We start from the raw sequence: 16640 nt of genomic DNA, 5'->3' as shown, positions 1-16640 counted from the left end.
CAACACGTTTCAGCGCAACGTGCCCGAGGCAGTGGCGCGTGCGCTGCTGGCGCTGCGCGACGCCTCGATCAGCAGGATGATCATCAGGATGGTGCCCGCCAGCGCAAACACGGCATAGCCGATGTTGCTGCCTTCAATGGCGAACAGCGACGGTGAATAGCTCTGCCCCGTGCAGATCATCGTGCCGGCCGTCATGCCCGTGTAGTGCATGCCGCAGACGGCCACGCCCATGATGAGCGCCGCGCCGAACTGCTGGCCGCGTGTCTTGACGGTTGTGGCGAGCCACAGCGCAACCATCGACACCACGACCGCAATCAACGCCGAGACGCCGATGATGGAGACGTCCCAGTCGAAGTTGCTGTTGGTGTGCACGGCCGCCATGCCGGTGTAATGCATCACCGCCACGCCCAGGCCGGTCAGCACGCCGCCCTCGGCAATGTTGCGCAGGCGGTTGCCCGTGGTGCGCGATGCAATGACGAGGCCTCCGGCGGCAAAGACCATCACCACCAGCAGCGACACCATGGTCATGAAGAGATCGAACTCGATCCGGACGGGCGTCCGGTAGGCCGCCATGCCGATGAAGTGCATCGACCAGACCGCCCCGCCGCCGAGCGCCACGCTGGCGCAGATCAGCCGGTCCATGTCGAGGGTGCCGTTCTTGTTGCGCACGCGTCTTGACCATCGCAAGCCCACATACGCCCCCGCCACCGAGATGAGATACGACAGCCCCACCAGCAGCCAGTCGTATGCATAGGGCACGATCGCGCCCGGCACCGCAGAAAAGCCGTAGAACATGACACCCTCCCGTTGTAATACCAAAAGACCGCCGGATTGCCGGGCGGTATCGGCTGGCCGCCCTTTGCTCTGGGCGGCCACGTTTTCGTTATCGTCTGTCTGGCAATGGAACGGCCTCGCGCGGGCCTTTGGGACGCAAGTATGGCGACGCGTGATTGCCCAGCCAATCACCTGCTTTAGGTAACTTCGGGTCGACTTTGGCCGCAGGCCCCCCGCTTGCTTGCGCTATGGGAAATGCGTTTCTCAGGAGGCCCCATGTCGCTCATCGTCGCAGCCCGTTTCGACACGTTTGAACGCGCCGAAGACGCCGCGCGTGCGCTGTTTGCCCAGCGCTTTTCCGAGGACGATGTGAACGTCTTCTTCGTCAACCCGTCCGGCCAGCACGCAGCGTTTCCGATTGGCGGGGACCGCAATGCCGACCCTGGCGCCGCCCGCGCACATGCGGGCGCCGGCAAGGGGATGGCGATTGGCGCGGCGGTTGGCGCCGTTGCCGGTGTGGTGGTGCTGATTGCGCTGCACGTGGCCGTGCTGTTTTCGGTGGTGGCAGCCGGGGTGGGCGCCTATATCGGCTCGCTGGCGGGTGCCATGATCGCCACACGCGACGCGCCCCAGCCCGCGCAACCGCCCGATGCCACGCTGCGCACACGTCATTCCGGCGTGCTGCTGGCGGTGCGCGTGACGCCCGACCGGGAAGCCGAAGCCGCGCGCATCCTGGCCGGTGCCGGCGGCATGGACGTCGAAGAAGCCGCCGGCCGCTGGCGCAACGGCGAATGGGTCGACTTCGATCCGCTCAGCCCGGCCAAGCTCAATCCGAAGGTCGCCCAGCAGGCTGCGTGATCGACGCCTGCCGGCGCGGAATCAAGCCGCCGTGCTCGGTGCCGTTCCACCGGGCTGCATCGGCACGGGGCGCGCCTGCTTGTCGTTGAGCATCGTCCACACGAGGATGGCCGCCACGATATCGAACACCGCCAGCGCCACGAACAGCGGGTTGTAGCCGATGGTCGTGGCGAGCGTGCCGACCGCCAGCGAGAAGAGCATGCCGCCCATGTAGCCCGACATGCCCGCCAGCCCGACGGCTGTGCCGACTTCGTGCTTGCCGAACATGTCGGACGTGAGCGTGTACAGCGCGCCGGAGAGCGTCTGATGCGCGAAACCGCCCACGCAGAAGAGCGCGATCGCCGTGTAGGGACTCGTCGCCAGTCCGATGCAGGCCGGGCCGATCATGCACAGGCAGCCCGTCACCATCACCAGCTTGCGCGATGTCACGAGCGACACCGAGAAGCGCTTCTGGAACCACGGCGCGAGATAGCCGCCCAGCACGCATCCAACGTCCGCCGCCAGGAACGGCAGCCACGCAAACAGCGCGATCTCCTTCAGGTTCATATGGCGCTCGGTCGCCATGTACAGCGGAATCCAATAATTGAACGTCTGCCAAGCCGGCTCCGAGAGAAAGCGCGGGATGGCGATGCCCCAGAAGCGGCGGCCGCTGACGATCTTGCCCCACGACGGCTTGGGCGCATCCGCGTTGTCGTCGGGCGTTTCCTGGCCTGCACGGATGTACTCGCGCTCCTCGGCCGACAAGCGATGGTGCTTGGCCGGCACGCGATACAGCAGGAACCACAGCACGCTCCACACCAGTCCCATCCCGCCGATCACGGCAAAGGCAAAGCGCCAGTTGCCGTGCAGGATGCACCAGACCACCAATGGCGGCGCGACCACCGCGCCCACGGACGAGCCGATGTTGAACCAGCCGGTGGCAATCGACCGCTCCTTGGCGGGGAACCATTCCGCCGTGGCCCGCAGCGCCGATGGAAAGCCTGCCGCCTCCGTCATCCCCAGCATGGCGCGGAACGCCGCCAGCGATAGCCAACCGCCCGCCGTGCTGTGCAGCAGACAGACCACCGACCACGCCGCCGCAAACAGCGCAAAACCCAACTTGGTGCCCAGCACGTCGAGCACATAGCCCGCCACCGGCTGCATCACCATATAGGCTGCCTGGAATGCCGCAACGATGTAGCCGTACTGCTGTGTGCTGATGTTCAGCACCTTGTTCACTTCAGGCGCCGCCACCGCCAGCGCATTGCGCGCCAGGTAGTTCATGATCAGGCCGCTGAGGACGAGGCCGATGATCCACCAGCGCAAGCCTTTGATGGGTTTCATGTGTTGTCTCCTAAAGCCCCCGGTTCTTCTTGTGTGCGGGGCGTACTCGGTTTCAGAGGTGCAGGACGGGTTCCGGTAATCCAGTCACGCCCGGGCGCACTGCAAACGTGGCGCCCGAGAGCGGGTCGTCGCCGATGCGGATCGACGTCACGAACAGGGTGTCCAGCCCGGGGCCGCCGAACGCACACATGGCCGGTTTGGACGTAGGAATGGCGATGCTTCGATCAAGGCGGCCGTCTGGCGTGAAGCGGTGCACGAACCCCGCATCGTTGCCGCAAATCCAGTAGCAGCCGTCGGCGTCCACGGCGGCGCCATCGGGACGACCGGGGTGCGCGTTCATGTCGATGAAGACGCGGCGGTTGTGCGGCGTGCCGCTGTCGACGTCGTAATCGAAAGCCCAGACCGTCTGGCGGCTCGCGTGCGAATCCGACAGATACATCGTCTTGCCGTCGGGGCTGAAGGCCAGGCCGTTCGGGACGATGAGGTCGTCGATGACGGCCTCGACGCGCCCTGTGCGCGCCGCATCCGCGTCAAAGCGATACAGCTTGCCGAGCGGCAGACCCAGCGAAGTGTCCAGCACCATCGTGCCGGCCCAAAACCGGCCTTGGCGATCGCAGCGACCGTCGTTGAAACGCATGTCGGGGCGAGGATGCGCCACCGTAGCGAGGCGTTGCAGGGTGCCAAGCGCGATGCCGGCGCTGGGCGGCGGCGCGAGGAAGATGCCCGTCTCCATCGCCATCGCCCAACCGTTGGGCGCCATGGCAATACAGCCGGCCATCTCGGGCAGCGGCCAGCTGTGGGTCTGGCCCGAGAAGAAATTCCAGCACCACAGCTTTCGGTCCGGAATGTCCGTCCAGTACAGCGCCTGCTCACCGGCGTGCCAGACGGGGCTTTCGCCGACACCGCATTGCATATTGCCAATCCGCTCGACAACCGGTTCTACGTTGACTGCCATTGCTTCAGTCTCCGAACGGGCCGGCTTTGACGAACGCGCCGCCCTGATACAGCGCGGCCGGATCATCGGCAGGCAGCGGCGGTTGCGCTTCGACTTGCCCGCGGAAGATCTCGCTCGTCTGCGTAGGCTGGTAGCCGAGATGCGCGGCGTGGCGGTTGTCCCACCAATGGTCGCGGTTGTTCGACATGCCGTAGACCACCGTAAAGCCCACACCCGGCACGAACAACGCGCGGCGGATGAGTTGCTCCAGGTCGTCGTAGCCGAGCCAGGTGACGAGCATGCGGCGGTCTTTCGCTTCGGCAAACGAAGAGCCGATACGGATGGCGACCGTCTCGATGCCGTAGCGATCGAAATAGAAGCTGGCGAGCTGTTCGCCGAAGACCTTGCTGAGCCCGTAGTAGCCATCGGGCTTGGTGGGCACGGTGCTGTCGATCACCTCGCCCTGCTTGTAGAAACCGATGGTGTGGTTGGAGCTGGCAAACACGATGCGCCGCACGCCATGACGACGGGCAGCTTCGTACAGGTTGTACGTGCCTGCGATATTGGCCGGCAGGATCTCTTCAAACGGCCGCTCGACCGACACGCCGCCCAGATGCACGATGGCGTCGATCCCGGCGACGAGCGTATCGACGGCTTTCGCATCAGCCAGGTCGCACGGCACGATCTCTTCGCCGGTGCGTGCTTCGCCCAGATTTGATATATCAGACAAGCGCAAAGAATCGGCGTACTTGGGCAGGCGCTCACGCAGCACCTTGCCGAGGTTGCCTGCGGCGCCAGTCAGCAGCAGGCGGTGGCAGCGTGTGGTCACACCGTCGAGCGGATCGTTTTGAACGTTCATTTCAGTGGTCATATCAGGTCACCGGGGCGGGGTTGAACAGGGCCAGCGCGTTATGCAAACCGAGCTTGTCTGCGCAGACTTGTTTGCGGCCGCTCGCCACGTCAAGAATCAGGTGGAACAGTTCCCAGCCGATGTCGGCAATGGTCGCTTCGCCGGTGGCGATGCGGCCCGCGTCAAGGTCGATCAGGTCATGCCAGCGCTCGGACAACGCCTTGCGCGTCGACACCTTGATGACCGGCGCCATAGCCAGGCCATACGGGGTGCCACGGCCGGTCGTGAAGACCTGCAGGTTCATGCCCGACGCCAGCTGCAACGTGCCGCACACGAAATCGCTCGCGGGGGTCGCAGCAAAGATCAGGCCCTTGCGACGCACTTTCTCACCGGGGCCAAGCACATCGACGATGGGCGTGCTGCCCGACTTCACGATCGAACCCAGCGCTTTTTCCACCACGTTAGACAGGCCACCCTTCTTGTTACCCGGTGACGGGTTGGCGCTGCGGTCAGTCTGGCCGCCGCTGAGGTAGTTGTCGTACCACGCCATCTCGCGCAGCAGCGCACGGCCGACGTCTTCATCGATGGCGCGCGGCGTGAGCAGATGGATGGCGTCGCGCACCTCGGTCACTTCCGAGAACATCACGGTGCCGCCTGCACGGACGATCAGGTCCGCTGCAAAGCCGACCGCCGGATTGGCCGTCACGCCCGAGAACGCATCGCTGCCGCCGCACTGCACCCCAACCACGAGGTCGGAGGCCGGGCAGGTTTCGCGCTGGCGCTTGTTGAGATGCTCCAGGCGGCGCTCGGCCATCTCCATGATGGCGTCGGTCATGCCGATGAAGCCGTCGAAGGCTTCGTCCTGCAGACGCAGCACCGGCGAATCTGCGGTGCCGGCCACTTCGATCGGAATGCGCCCGCCCGGCGCAAGCTTCTCCGGCACAAGGCGTTCCGGGACGAGCTTTTCGCAGCCCAGGCCGATCACCATGATCTCGCCGCCAAAGTTCGGATTCAGCGCCAGGTTCTGCAGCGTGCGGATGGGTACGATGGCGGCCGGTGCGTTGATGGCGACACCGCAGCCGTACACATGGTTGAGCGCCACCACATCGTCGACGTTGGGAAAGCGCGGCAGCAGCTCGCGCTTGATGCGGCCGACCACGTAATCCGTCACGCCCGCCACGCACTGCACGCTGGTCATGATGCCCAGCACGTTCTTCGTGCCCACCGTGCCGTCTGCGTTGCGATAGCCCTCGAAGGTATAGCCCTCCAGTTTGGCGAGCTTCGGATCGGGGCGTGTGGCCAGCGGCAATTCATCCAGCGCGGGCGCAGACGGCAGCTTGACCGCATGCTCGTTGACCCAGCTACCGCGCGGCAGCGGCTTCACGGCATAGCCGATCACTTCGTTGTAGCGAACGATCGCGTCGCCTTCGGCCAAGTCGACCAGCGCCACCTTGTGGCCTTGCGGCACGCCTTCGACGAGCACCGTGCCATCGGCCAGTGCCGTGCCGGCGGGCAAGCCGCGTGCGTTGACGACGATGGCGACGTTGTCACCGTCGTGCACGCGGATCGTCAGCGCCTTTTCAGTTGCGTTGCCGGCCTCAGGGGCCAGCGTCGGTTCAGACATCACAGACTCCGTGATTGATTCAAACTCAAACGGGCTTCTTTTCAGCGCCCCAGGCTCGGGCGCTTCGGGTCATACGTCCAGCCCGGCACGAGGTACTGCATGGCCATGGCGTCATCGCGCGCGCCAGGGCCCAGGGTCTTGTACAGCGCATGGGCGGCCATGACGCGCTCCATGTCGATTTCGATGCCGAGGCCCGGGCGCTCCGGCACGGCCACGTGGCCGCCCTGGATGCGCAACGGCTCGCGCGTCAGGCGCTCCTCGGCTTCCTGCCAGATCCAGTGTGTATCGATGGCCGTGATGTTGCCGGGCGCGGCGGCGGCCACATGCGTGAACATCGCCAGCGACACATCGAAGTGGTTGTTGGAATGCGAGCCCCACGTCAGGCCCCACTCGTCGCACAACTGGGCCACGCGCACGGAGCCCTGCATGGTCCAGAAATGCGGATCGGCCAGCGGAATATCGACCGCGTGCAGCTGCACGGCGTGGCCCATCTGCCGCCAGTCGGTCGCGATCATGTTGGTGGCCGTCGGGATGCCGGTGGCGCGCTTGAACTCGGCCATCACCTCGCGGCCCGAATAGCCGGCTTCGGGGCCGCACGGGTCTTCGGCATAGGCCAGCAGATGCCCTTGGCCCTTGCACAGCGCAATCGCCTCGTTGAGCGACCACGCGCCGTTCGGGTCCAGCGTGACGCGAGCGTGCGGAAAGCGCGCCTTGATGGCGGCGATCGCTTCCATCTCATCCGCACCGCGCATCACGCCGCCCTTGAGCTTGAAATCGGCAAAACCGTAACGCTCGGTGGCCGCCTCGGCCAGGCGCGCGATGGCGGCGGGTGTCATGGCGGCTTCGTGGCGCAGGCGCAGCCAGTCGTCGGCAGCATTCGCACCATCCAGATACGGCAGATCGGTCTTGCGGCGGTCGCCCACGTAGAACAGATAGGCGAGCATCGGGGCGCTATCGCGCTGCTGACCGGCGCCCAGCAGCTCGGCCACCGGCACTTCCAGAAACTGCCCAAGCAGATCGAGCAGCGCCGCTTCCACCGCCGTGATGACATTGTCCATGCGCAGGTTGATCTCGTGCGGCTGGCGCAGCACGGCGGCTTCCGAAGCTGAGGTCACCTGGTGCACGGTCGCCTGATGCGCGGCATTGCCGCCACCGGCCAGCGCCCGCCGGATGCTGTTCAGCACGCCGTTGGTACGACCGATCGATTGACCGACCACCAGCGGAATCACCCGCTCCAGCGCTTGGCGGATGCCCTCCCCGCCCGGCACCTCGCCCACGCCGGTGCGCCCGGCGTTGTCCTTCAGGATGACGAGGTTGCGCGTAAAGAACGGAGCATGCGCGCCGCACAGGTTCAGCAGCATGCTGTCGCGGCCCGCGACGGGAATCACCTGCATCTCCGTCACCCGCGGTGTGTGCGTGCGTGCGCCGGACTCGATCGATTGCAACGTCACTGACTTGGCTCCCGTGGCTTACAGCGGCTTGAGTTCCACACGCTTGATCTCGCCGACCATGAACAGGTAGCAGACGATGGCGACCAGCGCGTGGATCCCCACGTACACCAGCGCACCGTTGAACGAACCCGTGGTGTTGACGATGTAACCGATCGCGATGGGCGTGGTGATGCTCGACAGGTTGCCGAAGGTGTTCATCAGCGCGCCCGACAAGCCCGCAATCTGCTTGGGCGCCGTATCGGAGTTCACCGCCCAGCCCAGCGCACCGAGGCCCTTGCCGAAGAACGACAGCGCCATCACCGCCACCACGACGGCCTGCGCGTCGACGTAATTGCAGATCACCATGGTCATGGAGAGCAGCATGCCCAGCACGATGGGCACCTTGCGCGCCACCGACAGCGAGGCACCACGCCGGAGCAGCGCATCAGAGATGATCCCGCCGAGGATGCCGCCCAGGAAGCCGCACACCGCCGGAATCGACGCAACGAAGCCCGCTTTCAGGATCGACATGCCGCGGGCCTGCACCAGGTACACCGGGAACCACGTGATGAAAAAGTAGGTGAGCGCATTGATGCAGTACTGCGCGATGTACACGCCCATCAGCATGCGGTTCTGCAGGAGCTGCTTCACATAGCCGAGTTTCGGACCCTCGCTCTTGGCCACGCCCGCGCGGTCCATGTTGACCAGACCGCCGCCGGCTTCGATGTACTCGATTTCGGCACGGTTCACGCCCGGGTGGTCCTTCGGTTCGTGCACGAAGGCTCTCCACACGATCGCCATGGCGATGCCGATCACGCCCATCACGATAAACACGTGATGCCAGCCGAACGCGTGCACCAGCCAGGCCATCAGCGGAGCAAACACCACCGTGGCAGCGTACTGCGCAGAGTTGAAGATGGCGGCTGCGGTGCCGCGCTCATTGGCCGGAAACCACGCCGCCACGATGCGGCTGTTCGCCGGGAAGGACGGCGCCTCGGCCGCGCCCACCAGAAAGCGCAGGCAGAACACCATCACGATGGCCGCGGCACCGGTAAAGAAGCCGATCGCTCCCTGCGCCAGCGTGAAGAGCGACCACAACAGAATGCTGAACGTGTAGACGCGCTTCGAACCGAAGCGGTCGAGCAGCCAGCCGCCTGGGATCTGCGCGATCACATAAGCCCAGCCGAACGCCGAAAAAATATAGCCAAGCGACACCGCATCGATGCCGAGTTCCTTCTGCATGGCCGAGCCGGCAATCGAGATGGTCGCGCGATCGGCGTAATTGATGGTCGTCACGATAAACAGCATCGCGAGGATCATGAAACGCACACGGCTCATGCGCTCAGCGCGCGGCACGGCCTGCGCTCCCACTGCGGGGGCCTTGATGTCCATCGTCTCCTCCTTGAGCCGGCACCCGTCGTGCCAGCAGGATCAAATTGCCGGGTCCTGTGCGGCCCGGCGTGTTGTTTTTGCTAATCGAGTGTTACGACTTCAAGCCCAGCTTCCATCCACCAGGCGGCGCAGCTTGAGCGGGTTGGCGTCTTGCAGCGCTTCGGGCAGCAGTTCGGCCGGCAGATCCTGGTAGCACACCGGGCGCAGGAAGCGCTCGATGGCTGCCGTGCCGACCGAAGTCGTGCGTGCATCCGTCGTTGCCGGCCACGGGCCGCCATGCACCATGGCGTGGCACACCTCGACGCCGGTCGGCCAGCCGTTGGCGAGAATGCGCCCCGCCTTGCGTTCCAGAATCGGCAGCAGCGAACGTGCGATCGCCGTGTCGCCCGTGTCCAGATGCAGCGTGGCGGTCAACTGGCCTTCGAGCGATTCGGCCAGCGCGCGCAGCTCTTCTGCATCGCGGCAGCGCACGACCAGGCCGGTGGCGCCGAAGATCTCGTCGTGCAGCGTCGGTTGCGCCTGGAAGCTCTTTGCATCGGTCACGTAGAAGCCGGCTTGCCCGCGGTTGGGCTGGTCGCTGCCTTGCCCGCGCGCGACGCAGCGCACGTTTGCCTCGGCGGCCAGCTTGTCGACGCCGCGCGTGTAGGCGCTGTGGATGCCGGCGGTGAGCATCGGCTGTGCAGCCACGTCGCCCATGGCGGCAGCGGCAGCCGCTTCAAAGGCATCCAGTTCCGGCCCATCGATGGCAAGCAACAGACCCGGGTTCGTACAGAACTGGCCCGCACCCATCGTCAGCGATGCCACGTACTGCTGACCCAGCGCAGCACCACGCTTGGCGAGTGCATCGGGCAGCAGGAACACGGGGTTGATGGCGCTCAGCTCGCCATACACGGGAATCGGCTGCGGGCGTGCCTGCGCAATGCGCAGCAGCGCCAGACCGCCGGCGCGCGAACCGGTAAAGCCAACGGCCTGGATATGCGGATCCGCCACCAGTGCGCCCGCCACATCGTTGTCGGCCTGGATGAGCGAGAACACGCCCTCCGGCAGCCCGCACTGCGCAACTGCGGCTTGGATGGCGCGGCCCACCAGTTCGGACGTACCCGGATGCGCCGGATGCGCCTTCACGACCACCGGGCAACCGGCTGCCAGCGCCGATGCCGTATCGCCACCCGCCACCGAGAACGCCAGCGGGAAGTTGCTCGCGCCAAACACGGCGACCGGGCCCAGTGCAATGCGGCGCATGCGCAGGTCCGAGCGCGGCAGCGGCTTGCGTTCCGGCAAGGCCGAATCGAGACGGGCGCCCACGGCATCGCCCGCACGCACCACGCTTGCAAACAGGCGCAGCTGGTTGCACGTGCGGCCACGCTCGCCTTCCAGGCGCGGACGCGGCAGTGCCGACTCGGCCATGGCGCGTTCGATCAGCGCGTCGCCCAGCGCTTCGATCTGGCTGGCGATGGCTTCCAGGAACGCTGCGCGGGCTTCCGGCGCGGTCTCGCGGTAAACGTCGAAAGCCGCGGCGGCCAGTTCAGCGGCACGTGCGGCCTCGGCCTTGGAGGCCAGGGTGAATTCAGGTTCGAGCCATTCCCCGGTGGCGGGGTTCATGGCGCGAACCTTGCCGGCACCACCCGCTACGCGGGCAGCACCCAACAACAGTTCGCCGCTCAATTGCATAAGGATTCCTTGTGTTTTCGGTTGCGCTCAGGCCGCCAGCTTTTCGACTTCGGCAATGCGCGACACCAACGCCGACAGTTCTGCCATCTCGGCGTCGGTCAGGTCGGTCAACGGAGCACGGACCGGACCCGCGTCACGGCCGATGACCTTCATACCGGCCTTGACGATCGACACCGCGTAACCGCGCTTGCGATTGCGCAGCTGGATGTACGGCAGCACGAACGCGTTGAGCATCTTGTAGACCTTGGCATTGTCGAAAGCCCGCACGGCGGCGTAGAACTCTAGCGCGAACTTCGGCACGAAGTTGAAGATGGCCGACGAATACGTCGTCACGCCCATCGTCAGGTACGGCAGTGCAAACGTCTCGGCCGTCGGCAGGCCACCGACGTAGGTGAAACGGTCGCCCAGGCGGGCGTAAATGCGGGTCATCAGTTCCAGGTCGCCCACACCGTCCTTGAAACCGACCAGGTTCGGGCAGCGGTCGGCCAGGCGTTCCAGGTGGTTCTCGTCGAGGACCTGGTTGGCGCGGTTGTAGACGATCACGCCCAGCTTGGTCGACTTGCAGACCTGCTCCACGTGCGCGGCCACGCCGTCGGCAGACGCTTCGGTCAGGTACGGCGGCAGTAGCAGGATGCCGTCTGCGCCGGCAGCTTCAGCCGCCTTGCAGTATTCGATCGATTCAGCCGTGCCACGGCCCGCCGGGGCGATCACCGGAATCTTGCCGCCGGTTTCAGCCACGGCTGCGCGCACCACGCGGTCGGTCTCAGCCGCGGTGAGCGAGAAGAACTCACCCGTTCCGCCCGCGGCAAACAGGCCGGCGGCTTCGTGGCTGAACAGCCAGCTCAGGTTGGCGCGATACGCTGCCTCGTCGAACGACAGGTCTGCGGCCTTGAAGTGCGTGACCGGGAAGGACAGAAGACCGGAGCCGATCTGTTGGGCGAATTCTTTAGGGCTGTATCGGGACATGTCTCGCTCGTGATGAATGCGTGTTGTTGGTGAGCGAATTCTTGCATCGGGATCGATTCAAGTCCAAGCCAACTACTAACTCGATTAATACAGAACTTGTATTGATACAGGGTCTTCCCTAGGTCAACGACGCCAATGCTGCGACCGCACGTGACGGGGCGGCCGCGCTTGGTCACCGCAGTGTCACACCGCGCCTTCGGTCTCCACGTAAAGGGCATACAGGGAGTGCGAACTCGCCATGTAGAGGCGGTTGTTCTTCGGCCCGCCGAAGGTCAGGTTCGGGCAGCGTTCCGGCAGGTGGATGAAGCCGATCGGCTTGCCGTGCGCATTGAAGATCTTCACGCCGTCGTAGTCGGCGGAGTTGATGCCCAGACGCCCATCCGAGCCCCAGCCACACCAGAGGTTGCCATCCTTGTCGACGCGAAAGCCATCCAGCGCACCCGCACCGTTGGCGTCGATCAGCTTGGTCTTGTTGGAGGCCGTGCCGTCGGGCGCAATGTCGTAGCTCCAGATGCTGCGCGACGGCGTGCCCTTCCACTCGACCACGTAGAGCTTCTTCTCGTCGGGCGAGAACGCCAGCCCATTCGGGTTGACGAGGTCGGTAATGATCGCGCGCAGGCTGCCGTTCGGATCGATTCGGTAGACGTTGGTGGTGGCCTGCTCCGGCTGCGCCTTGAAGCCTTCCCAGTTGCCGTTGATGCCGAACGTCGGGTCGGTGAACCAGATGCTGTCGTCGGACTTGACGACGATGTCGTTGGGCGCGTTCAGCCGCTTGCCCTGGTATTGATCGGCCAGCACGGTAATGCTGCCGTTGAATTCGGTGCGCGTGACACGGCGCGTGACGGAGTGCTCGCACGTAACGAGGCGACCTTGCCGGTCGCGCGTATTGCCGTTGGCGTAGTTCGACGGCTCGCGGAACACGCTGAACGCGCCGTTCGTCTCGTCGTACTTCATGATGCGGTTGTTCGGAATGTCGCTCACCAGCAGGTAGCGCCCGGCGGGAAAGTAAACGGGCCCTTCGGCCCAGCGCATCCCGGTGGCCAGTTGCTCGACCGAGCTGCTGTAGAGCCGGTATTTCAGGAAGCTCGGGTCGAGCACTTCCACTGCCATGTCGGGGTAGCGCGCGTTCGGCTTGAACCCTTCGACCCTCTGCGCACCGGCCAGACCGCTGGCCGCTGCAAGGCCAACTCCCGCCATGTTCTTGAGAAACCTGCGACGGCCAATTTCGGCGCTTTCCATGGACATGCTCGTCTCCTGAGGGTTGTCATTGGCCCTTCAGGCCGAAGGGCGAGCCGATTCTTGCACCGGCGATCTTTCCGCTTCAAGATAAGCACTGACTCAATCCATACAGGTTTTGAATCGATGTTTGAACTCAGCCAACTCCGCTGCTTTGTCGCCGTGGCCGAAGAACTGCATTTCGGGCGGGCGGCAGAACGCCTGCACATGACGCAGCCGCCGCTGTCGCGCCAGGTCCGCCTGCTCGAACACCAGGTCGGTACCGAGCTGCTGGAGCGCAACAGCCGCTCGGTCAAGCTGACGGCGGCGGGGCGCAGTTTTCTGCCCGACGCATCGCGCATCCTGCGCTTGGCAGACGAGGCGGCGGCCACGGCCCGGCGCGTGGCAACGGGCGCTGCCGGGCAGTTGGCGATCGGCTTTACCGCATCGGTCGGCTATGGGAAGTTGCCTTCTCTGGTGAGCGCCGTGCGGGCCGCTTCACCGGGCGTGCGGTTGACGCTGAAGGAGATGGTGAGCGGCGCGCAGCTCGCGGCGCTGGATGCGCGTGAAATCGACGTCGGCCTGCTGCGCCCGCCCGTGGAGCATGGCGAGCTGATTGCCGTGCCGTGCTCGCAGGAAGCGCTCGTGATCGCCCTGCCGGAAGCGGTGGCCGACAGTTGGCCGCAACGCCCCAGCCTGCGAGACTGCGAGGGCCAGCCACTGCTGATGTATTCGCCATACGAGGCGCGCTATTTCCACCAGATGGTCAGCAGCCTGCTGGAGCGTGCGGAGGTGCTGCCCGACATCGTCGAATACGTCAGCCAGATCCACTCGATGCTGGCGCTGGTGCGTGCGGGCATTGGCGTGGCGCTCATCCCCGCAGCAGCGGCCATGCTGCACTTCGAGGGCGTGGTCTATCGCCCGGTGCGCACGACGCCGGCCAAGCCGGTGGAACTCTGGATGGCCTATCGCAAGGACAACGACAACCCCGTCTTCAACGTGCTCAAGACGGTGCTGCACAACGCCCTCGCCGAGCGGCGCTGAACTCACACGGCACCGCACTTGCTGCAGGCATGGCGATCCCGATCCGGAGACCGCCATGCCGCAAACACCCCCGACCATTCCACGCACCGCCATCTGGCTCGCCGCCGCGGCCATCGGCTTGACCGTGGTTGCCTTGTCGCACCCCGCCCACGGCAAACTGCCGCCGCCCACACCGGCTGAGCAGGCCGCCACCGCCCAACAGGCCGAGACGGAGCGCGCCCAGAAAGCGCAGGAGCAGGCGCAGCTGACCGCAGTGCAGGACCGTCTGGCGGCGCGCTTTGGCAAGGGCGGCAACAACGCGCCAGACGCTGTCACGCCGGCCACCAACCTGCCCAAGAACGTCGCAGAAGCGCCGGGTACGGCGGGCCCGCATGGCGGCTCGCGGCCCAGCGCGGAATCCCATTCGGGCAACGCCCGCTAGGCGATCAGCGGAAACCCCGTGTCAAACGTGGTGGCCACCTCCAGCCGCTGTTTGAGCAGGCCCACCTTCACGTAGAAATCGGCCGTGCGCTGCTGCTCCGCAATGAGCTGCGGATCGATGGCGCGCCAGACCGTCTGTCGACGTGCGAACTGCAGCCGCGCAGCCTCCGGCGCGATGCCGATGATGCGGGCCAGCGTGGCCGAAAAGCTGTCGACATGCTGGTACGACCACACCTGCGCACGCACCACGCGCTGCAAAAAGTCGCGCAGCGCATCGCGCTTGGCCGCCAGCGCAGCGTCGGTGGCTGCCAGGTAGCTGAGGCCCGACCACAACCCGCGCCCGCTGACGAGCACGCGCGCATGCTTGGCCGTTTCGGCCATCGCCGTGTAGGGCTCCCACGTTGACCACGCATCGATCGACCCGTTGACCAGCGCAAGCTTGGCATCGGCCGGCGGCAGGAAGCGGAAGCTGGCATCGTCCGGACCCAGCCCTGCCGATTCCAACGCCTTGAGCGCGACGAAGTGCCCGATCGACCCGCGGTTGGTGCCGATGGATTTGCCCTTCAGATCTGCCGCGCTCTTCAACGGAGAATCGGGCCGCACCAGCACCGCCGTGCCGTACGGGTCTGATCGGTTGGCGCCGATCAGCTTGATGCGCGTACCCGCCGCCAAGGCAAAGATGGCTGGCGCATCGCCAATCGGGCCCAGGTCGACGGCACCCGCGTTGAGCGCTTCGGCCAGCGGAGCGGCCGCCGGAAACTCGGTCCATTGGATGTCGTACTGCACGCCCTTGAGCGCGTCGGCCGCTTCCAGCAGCGCGCGCAGGCCACCCTTCTGGTCTCCCGCCTTGAGCACGAGGCGGGGTTGCGCGATGGACAAGGCAGGCGCGGCAGCGAGCGCCAGCGTGGATTGCAGAAAACGTCGTCGATGTTGCGGCATGGTGATGGAGCGATGCGGTTGAGGGTCAGTGGATGAAGCCGCCTTTCACATAGCGCACCGGTTCGGCGTCCATGCGGGCGATCAAGGAATCGAGGCCGCTCGTGCTGCGGGCGGTTTCGCGTGCAGCGGAGGTGCAGAGGAAATCGGCATCGGACCACGTCGTGCCCGGTGCGCCGCGTGCACGCAACCAGCCGTTGCGATCGGCCAGCAACTGCGTGCCGGAAAACGCTTGGGGCTCGGCGCCGGCGATGGTGGCGAAAACGTTCCAGGCGTCAGCGCCTGCAGCCACGCAACGCGCCTCAAAAGCGCGCGTTGGCGGCGGCAACGTGCCATCCGGTGTAATCAACAACGTCTGGAAACGCGGATCTTCCAGCGGGATGTCGGTGCGCGATGCCGCATCCACCGCCACCACCCGCACGCGCTGGCCGTTGCGCCACGTCGCCAGGGATTGAGGCAGCGCGTCTGCGCAGCGCACGGACAACGCGGGCAGCGCCACGGGCAGTGGCCAGCCGCCGGCACGCACGCCGCCACGCGCAGCCAGCACCTTCATGGCGTCGAGTGCGGCCCAGATATCGGCATCGCTCAGTCGATCGGCAAATGCAGGCATGGTGGATGCGCCTTGCGTGTCCTGCATGCCGTGGGCGATATGCCAGAACAGCTCGCCATCGGCATGACGGCCAAGCAATGGGCCGACCACCGTAGGTGGCCAGCGCGTGAGCGTGGCGGCCAACGGGCCTTCGCCCCGGCCGTCTGCGCCGTGGCAGCTTGCGCAGGCGGCGTTGTAGATGCGCGTGCCCTGCGTGATGGACGCCACCGAAAACGCCGTTGGACTCACATGGAAGCTCGTCGGCACGGCGGGCGCCACCACCACCGCCGACGGCCACGGCGCCACCACAAGCAGGCCCGCCGCGACACCGGATGACACCGGCCGCCACCGCCGCACGAGCACGGCGATCATGACGGCCACCAACGCCAGCATCAAGGCAATCAGCGTCAGGCCAAGCTGCCGCGCTTGCCCGAGATCGATCAACAGGGTCTCGCCGGCGATGCGCACGTCCCACGGCCATGCCGGCTGCCCGTGCGCCTCGGCGGTCAGCCCCAGCGTGTGCAGCAGCACCAGCACGCCGTGCTGCGCCCATTGCAGAAAGCCAAGCAGCGCGTTGAGCCAGACCGTCGCTTCCGGTCCGCTCATGATGGTGC

At 65.8% G+C, this 16640-nt stretch carries 15 protein-coding genes; 3 read left to right on the top strand and 12 right to left on the bottom strand.

Translation table 11 applies throughout. The features are described 5' to 3' along the window. Positions 1-9 precede the first annotated feature (9 nt). Positions 10-795, bottom strand: a complete 786-nt coding sequence (locus tag ABIC76_RS00415; RefSeq protein ID WP_354532580.1) for an MHYT domain-containing protein — start codon at positions 793-795, stop codon at positions 10-12. A gap of 255 nt (positions 796-1050) precedes the next feature. On the opposite strand from ABIC76_RS00415, the gene ABIC76_RS00410 reads away from it, so the two are divergent. After that, positions 1051-1632 (top strand): hypothetical protein, encoded by a 582-nt coding sequence (locus tag ABIC76_RS00410; RefSeq protein WP_354532579.1) that lies wholly within the window; start codon positions 1051-1053, stop codon positions 1630-1632. Positions 1633-1653: 21 nt separating this feature from the next. Here the strand turns inward: ABIC76_RS00410 and ABIC76_RS00405 are convergent, their stop codons facing one another. The 9 genes from ABIC76_RS00405 to ABIC76_RS00365 form a co-directional block, all read right to left on the bottom strand. Then, entirely contained in the window at positions 1654-2955 is a 1302-nt protein-coding gene (locus ABIC76_RS00405) for an MFS transporter (RefSeq protein WP_102067691.1), read from the bottom strand. A gap of 52 nt (positions 2956-3007) precedes the next feature. Then, positions 3008-3910, bottom strand: coding sequence for an SMP-30/gluconolactonase/LRE family protein (locus tag ABIC76_RS00400; protein WP_354532578.1), 903 nt, complete (start codon positions 3908-3910; stop codon positions 3008-3010). 4 nt (positions 3911-3914) lie between these two features. Next, positions 3915-4760, bottom strand: a complete 846-nt coding sequence (locus ABIC76_RS00395; protein WP_102067693.1) for an NAD-dependent epimerase/dehydratase family protein — start codon at positions 4758-4760, stop codon at positions 3915-3917. Between the two features lies 1 nt (position 4761). Next, positions 4762-6363, bottom strand: a complete 1602-nt coding sequence (gene garD, locus ABIC76_RS00390) for a galactarate dehydratase (RefSeq protein WP_102067694.1) — start codon at positions 6361-6363, stop codon at positions 4762-4764. 41 nt (positions 6364-6404) lie between these two features. Beyond that, positions 6405-7814, bottom strand: coding sequence for an enolase C-terminal domain-like protein (locus ABIC76_RS00385; RefSeq protein WP_102067695.1), 1410 nt, complete (start codon positions 7812-7814; stop codon positions 6405-6407). Positions 7815-7832: 18 nt separating this feature from the next. Beyond that, positions 7833-9185, bottom strand: a complete 1353-nt coding sequence (locus ABIC76_RS00380; RefSeq protein WP_354532577.1) for an MFS transporter — start codon at positions 9183-9185, stop codon at positions 7833-7835. 99 nt (positions 9186-9284) lie between these two features. After that, positions 9285-10856, bottom strand: a complete 1572-nt coding sequence (locus tag ABIC76_RS00375) for an aldehyde dehydrogenase (NADP(+)) (RefSeq protein WP_354532576.1) — start codon at positions 10854-10856, stop codon at positions 9285-9287. Positions 10857-10883: 27 nt separating this feature from the next. Next, the gene (gene kdgD, locus ABIC76_RS00370) at positions 10884-11822 is read right to left on the bottom strand and encodes a 5-dehydro-4-deoxyglucarate dehydratase (protein WP_354532575.1); all 939 of its coding nucleotides are present in this window, start codon (positions 11820-11822) and stop codon (positions 10884-10886) included. Between the two features lie 183 nt (positions 11823-12005). Beyond that, complete coding sequence (locus tag ABIC76_RS00365; RefSeq protein ID WP_354532574.1) at positions 12006-13067, bottom strand: SMP-30/gluconolactonase/LRE family protein; 1062 nt, start codon at positions 13065-13067, stop codon at positions 12006-12008. A gap of 117 nt (positions 13068-13184) precedes the next feature. On the opposite strand from ABIC76_RS00365, the gene ABIC76_RS00360 reads away from it, so the two are divergent. Both ABIC76_RS00360 and ABIC76_RS00355 read left to right on the top strand, forming a co-directional pair. Continuing rightward, positions 13185-14081 (top strand): LysR family transcriptional regulator, encoded by an 897-nt coding sequence (locus ABIC76_RS00360; RefSeq protein ID WP_027678907.1) that lies wholly within the window; start codon positions 13185-13187, stop codon positions 14079-14081. A gap of 55 nt (positions 14082-14136) precedes the next feature. Further along, positions 14137-14502 (top strand): hypothetical protein, encoded by a 366-nt coding sequence (locus ABIC76_RS00355; RefSeq protein WP_354532573.1) that lies wholly within the window; start codon positions 14137-14139, stop codon positions 14500-14502. Here ABIC76_RS00355 and ABIC76_RS00350 read toward each other — a convergent pair. Together ABIC76_RS00350 and ABIC76_RS00345 are read right to left on the bottom strand one after the other, a co-directional pair. After that, the gene (locus ABIC76_RS00350; protein WP_354532572.1) at positions 14499-15440 is read right to left on the bottom strand and encodes an ABC transporter substrate-binding protein; all 942 of its coding nucleotides are present in this window, start codon (positions 15438-15440) and stop codon (positions 14499-14501) included. The two genes, ABIC76_RS00355 and ABIC76_RS00350, sit on opposite strands and share 4 nt — an antisense overlap. 25 nt (positions 15441-15465) lie before the next feature. After that, on the bottom strand, positions 15466-16632 hold the full coding sequence (locus ABIC76_RS00345) for a c-type cytochrome (protein WP_354532571.1): 1167 nt from the start codon (positions 16630-16632) through the stop codon (positions 15466-15468). Positions 16633-16640 lie beyond the last annotated feature (8 nt).

It is taken from the genome of Ralstonia sp. 1138 (assembly GCF_040544795.1).
Classification (GTDB): Bacteria; Pseudomonadota; Gammaproteobacteria; order Burkholderiales; family Burkholderiaceae; genus Ralstonia; species Ralstonia flatus.
The sequence above is the reverse complement of the archived record's forward strand: the minus strand, read 5'-3'. Positions and strand labels throughout refer to the sequence as shown.

Excerpts from the sequence above, each read along its gene's own strand:
- ABIC76_RS00415 (WP_354532580.1), bottom strand. The coding sequence starts at position 795 with ATGTTCTACGGCTTTTCTGCGGTGCCGGGCGCGATCGTGCCCTATGCA.
- ABIC76_RS00410 (WP_354532579.1), top strand. The coding sequence starts at position 1,051 with ATGTCGCTCATCGTCGCAGCCCGTTTCGACACGTTTGAACGCGCCGAA.
- ABIC76_RS00405 (WP_102067691.1), bottom strand. The coding sequence starts at position 2,955 with ATGAAACCCATCAAAGGCTTGCGCTGGTGGATCATCGGCCTCGTCCTC.
- ABIC76_RS00400 (WP_354532578.1), bottom strand. The coding sequence starts at position 3,910 with ATGGCAGTCAACGTAGAACCGGTTGTCGAGCGGATTGGCAATATGCAA.
- ABIC76_RS00395 (WP_102067693.1), bottom strand. The coding sequence starts at position 4,760 with ATGACCACTGAAATGAACGTTCAAAACGATCCGCTCGACGGTGTGACC.
- garD (WP_102067694.1), bottom strand. The coding sequence starts at position 6,363 with ATGTCTGAACCGACGCTGGCCCCTGAGGCCGGCAACGCAACTGAAAAG.
- ABIC76_RS00380 (WP_354532577.1), bottom strand. The coding sequence starts at position 9,185 with ATGGACATCAAGGCCCCCGCAGTGGGAGCGCAGGCCGTGCCGCGCGCT.
- ABIC76_RS00375 (WP_354532576.1), bottom strand. The coding sequence starts at position 10,856 with ATGCAATTGAGCGGCGAACTGTTGTTGGGTGCTGCCCGCGTAGCGGGT.
- kdgD (WP_354532575.1), bottom strand. The coding sequence starts at position 11,822 with ATGTCCCGATACAGCCCTAAAGAATTCGCCCAACAGATCGGCTCCGGT.
- ABIC76_RS00365 (WP_354532574.1), bottom strand. The coding sequence starts at position 13,067 with ATGTCCATGGAAAGCGCCGAAATTGGCCGTCGCAGGTTTCTCAAGAAC.
- ABIC76_RS00360 (WP_027678907.1), top strand. The coding sequence starts at position 13,185 with ATGTTTGAACTCAGCCAACTCCGCTGCTTTGTCGCCGTGGCCGAAGAA.
- ABIC76_RS00355 (WP_354532573.1), top strand. The coding sequence starts at position 14,137 with ATGCCGCAAACACCCCCGACCATTCCACGCACCGCCATCTGGCTCGCC.
- ABIC76_RS00350 (WP_354532572.1), bottom strand. The coding sequence starts at position 15,440 with ATGCCGCAACATCGACGACGTTTTCTGCAATCCACGCTGGCGCTCGCT.
- ABIC76_RS00345 (WP_354532571.1), bottom strand. The coding sequence starts at position 16,632 with ATGAGCGGACCGGAAGCGACGGTCTGGCTCAACGCGCTGCTTGGCTTT.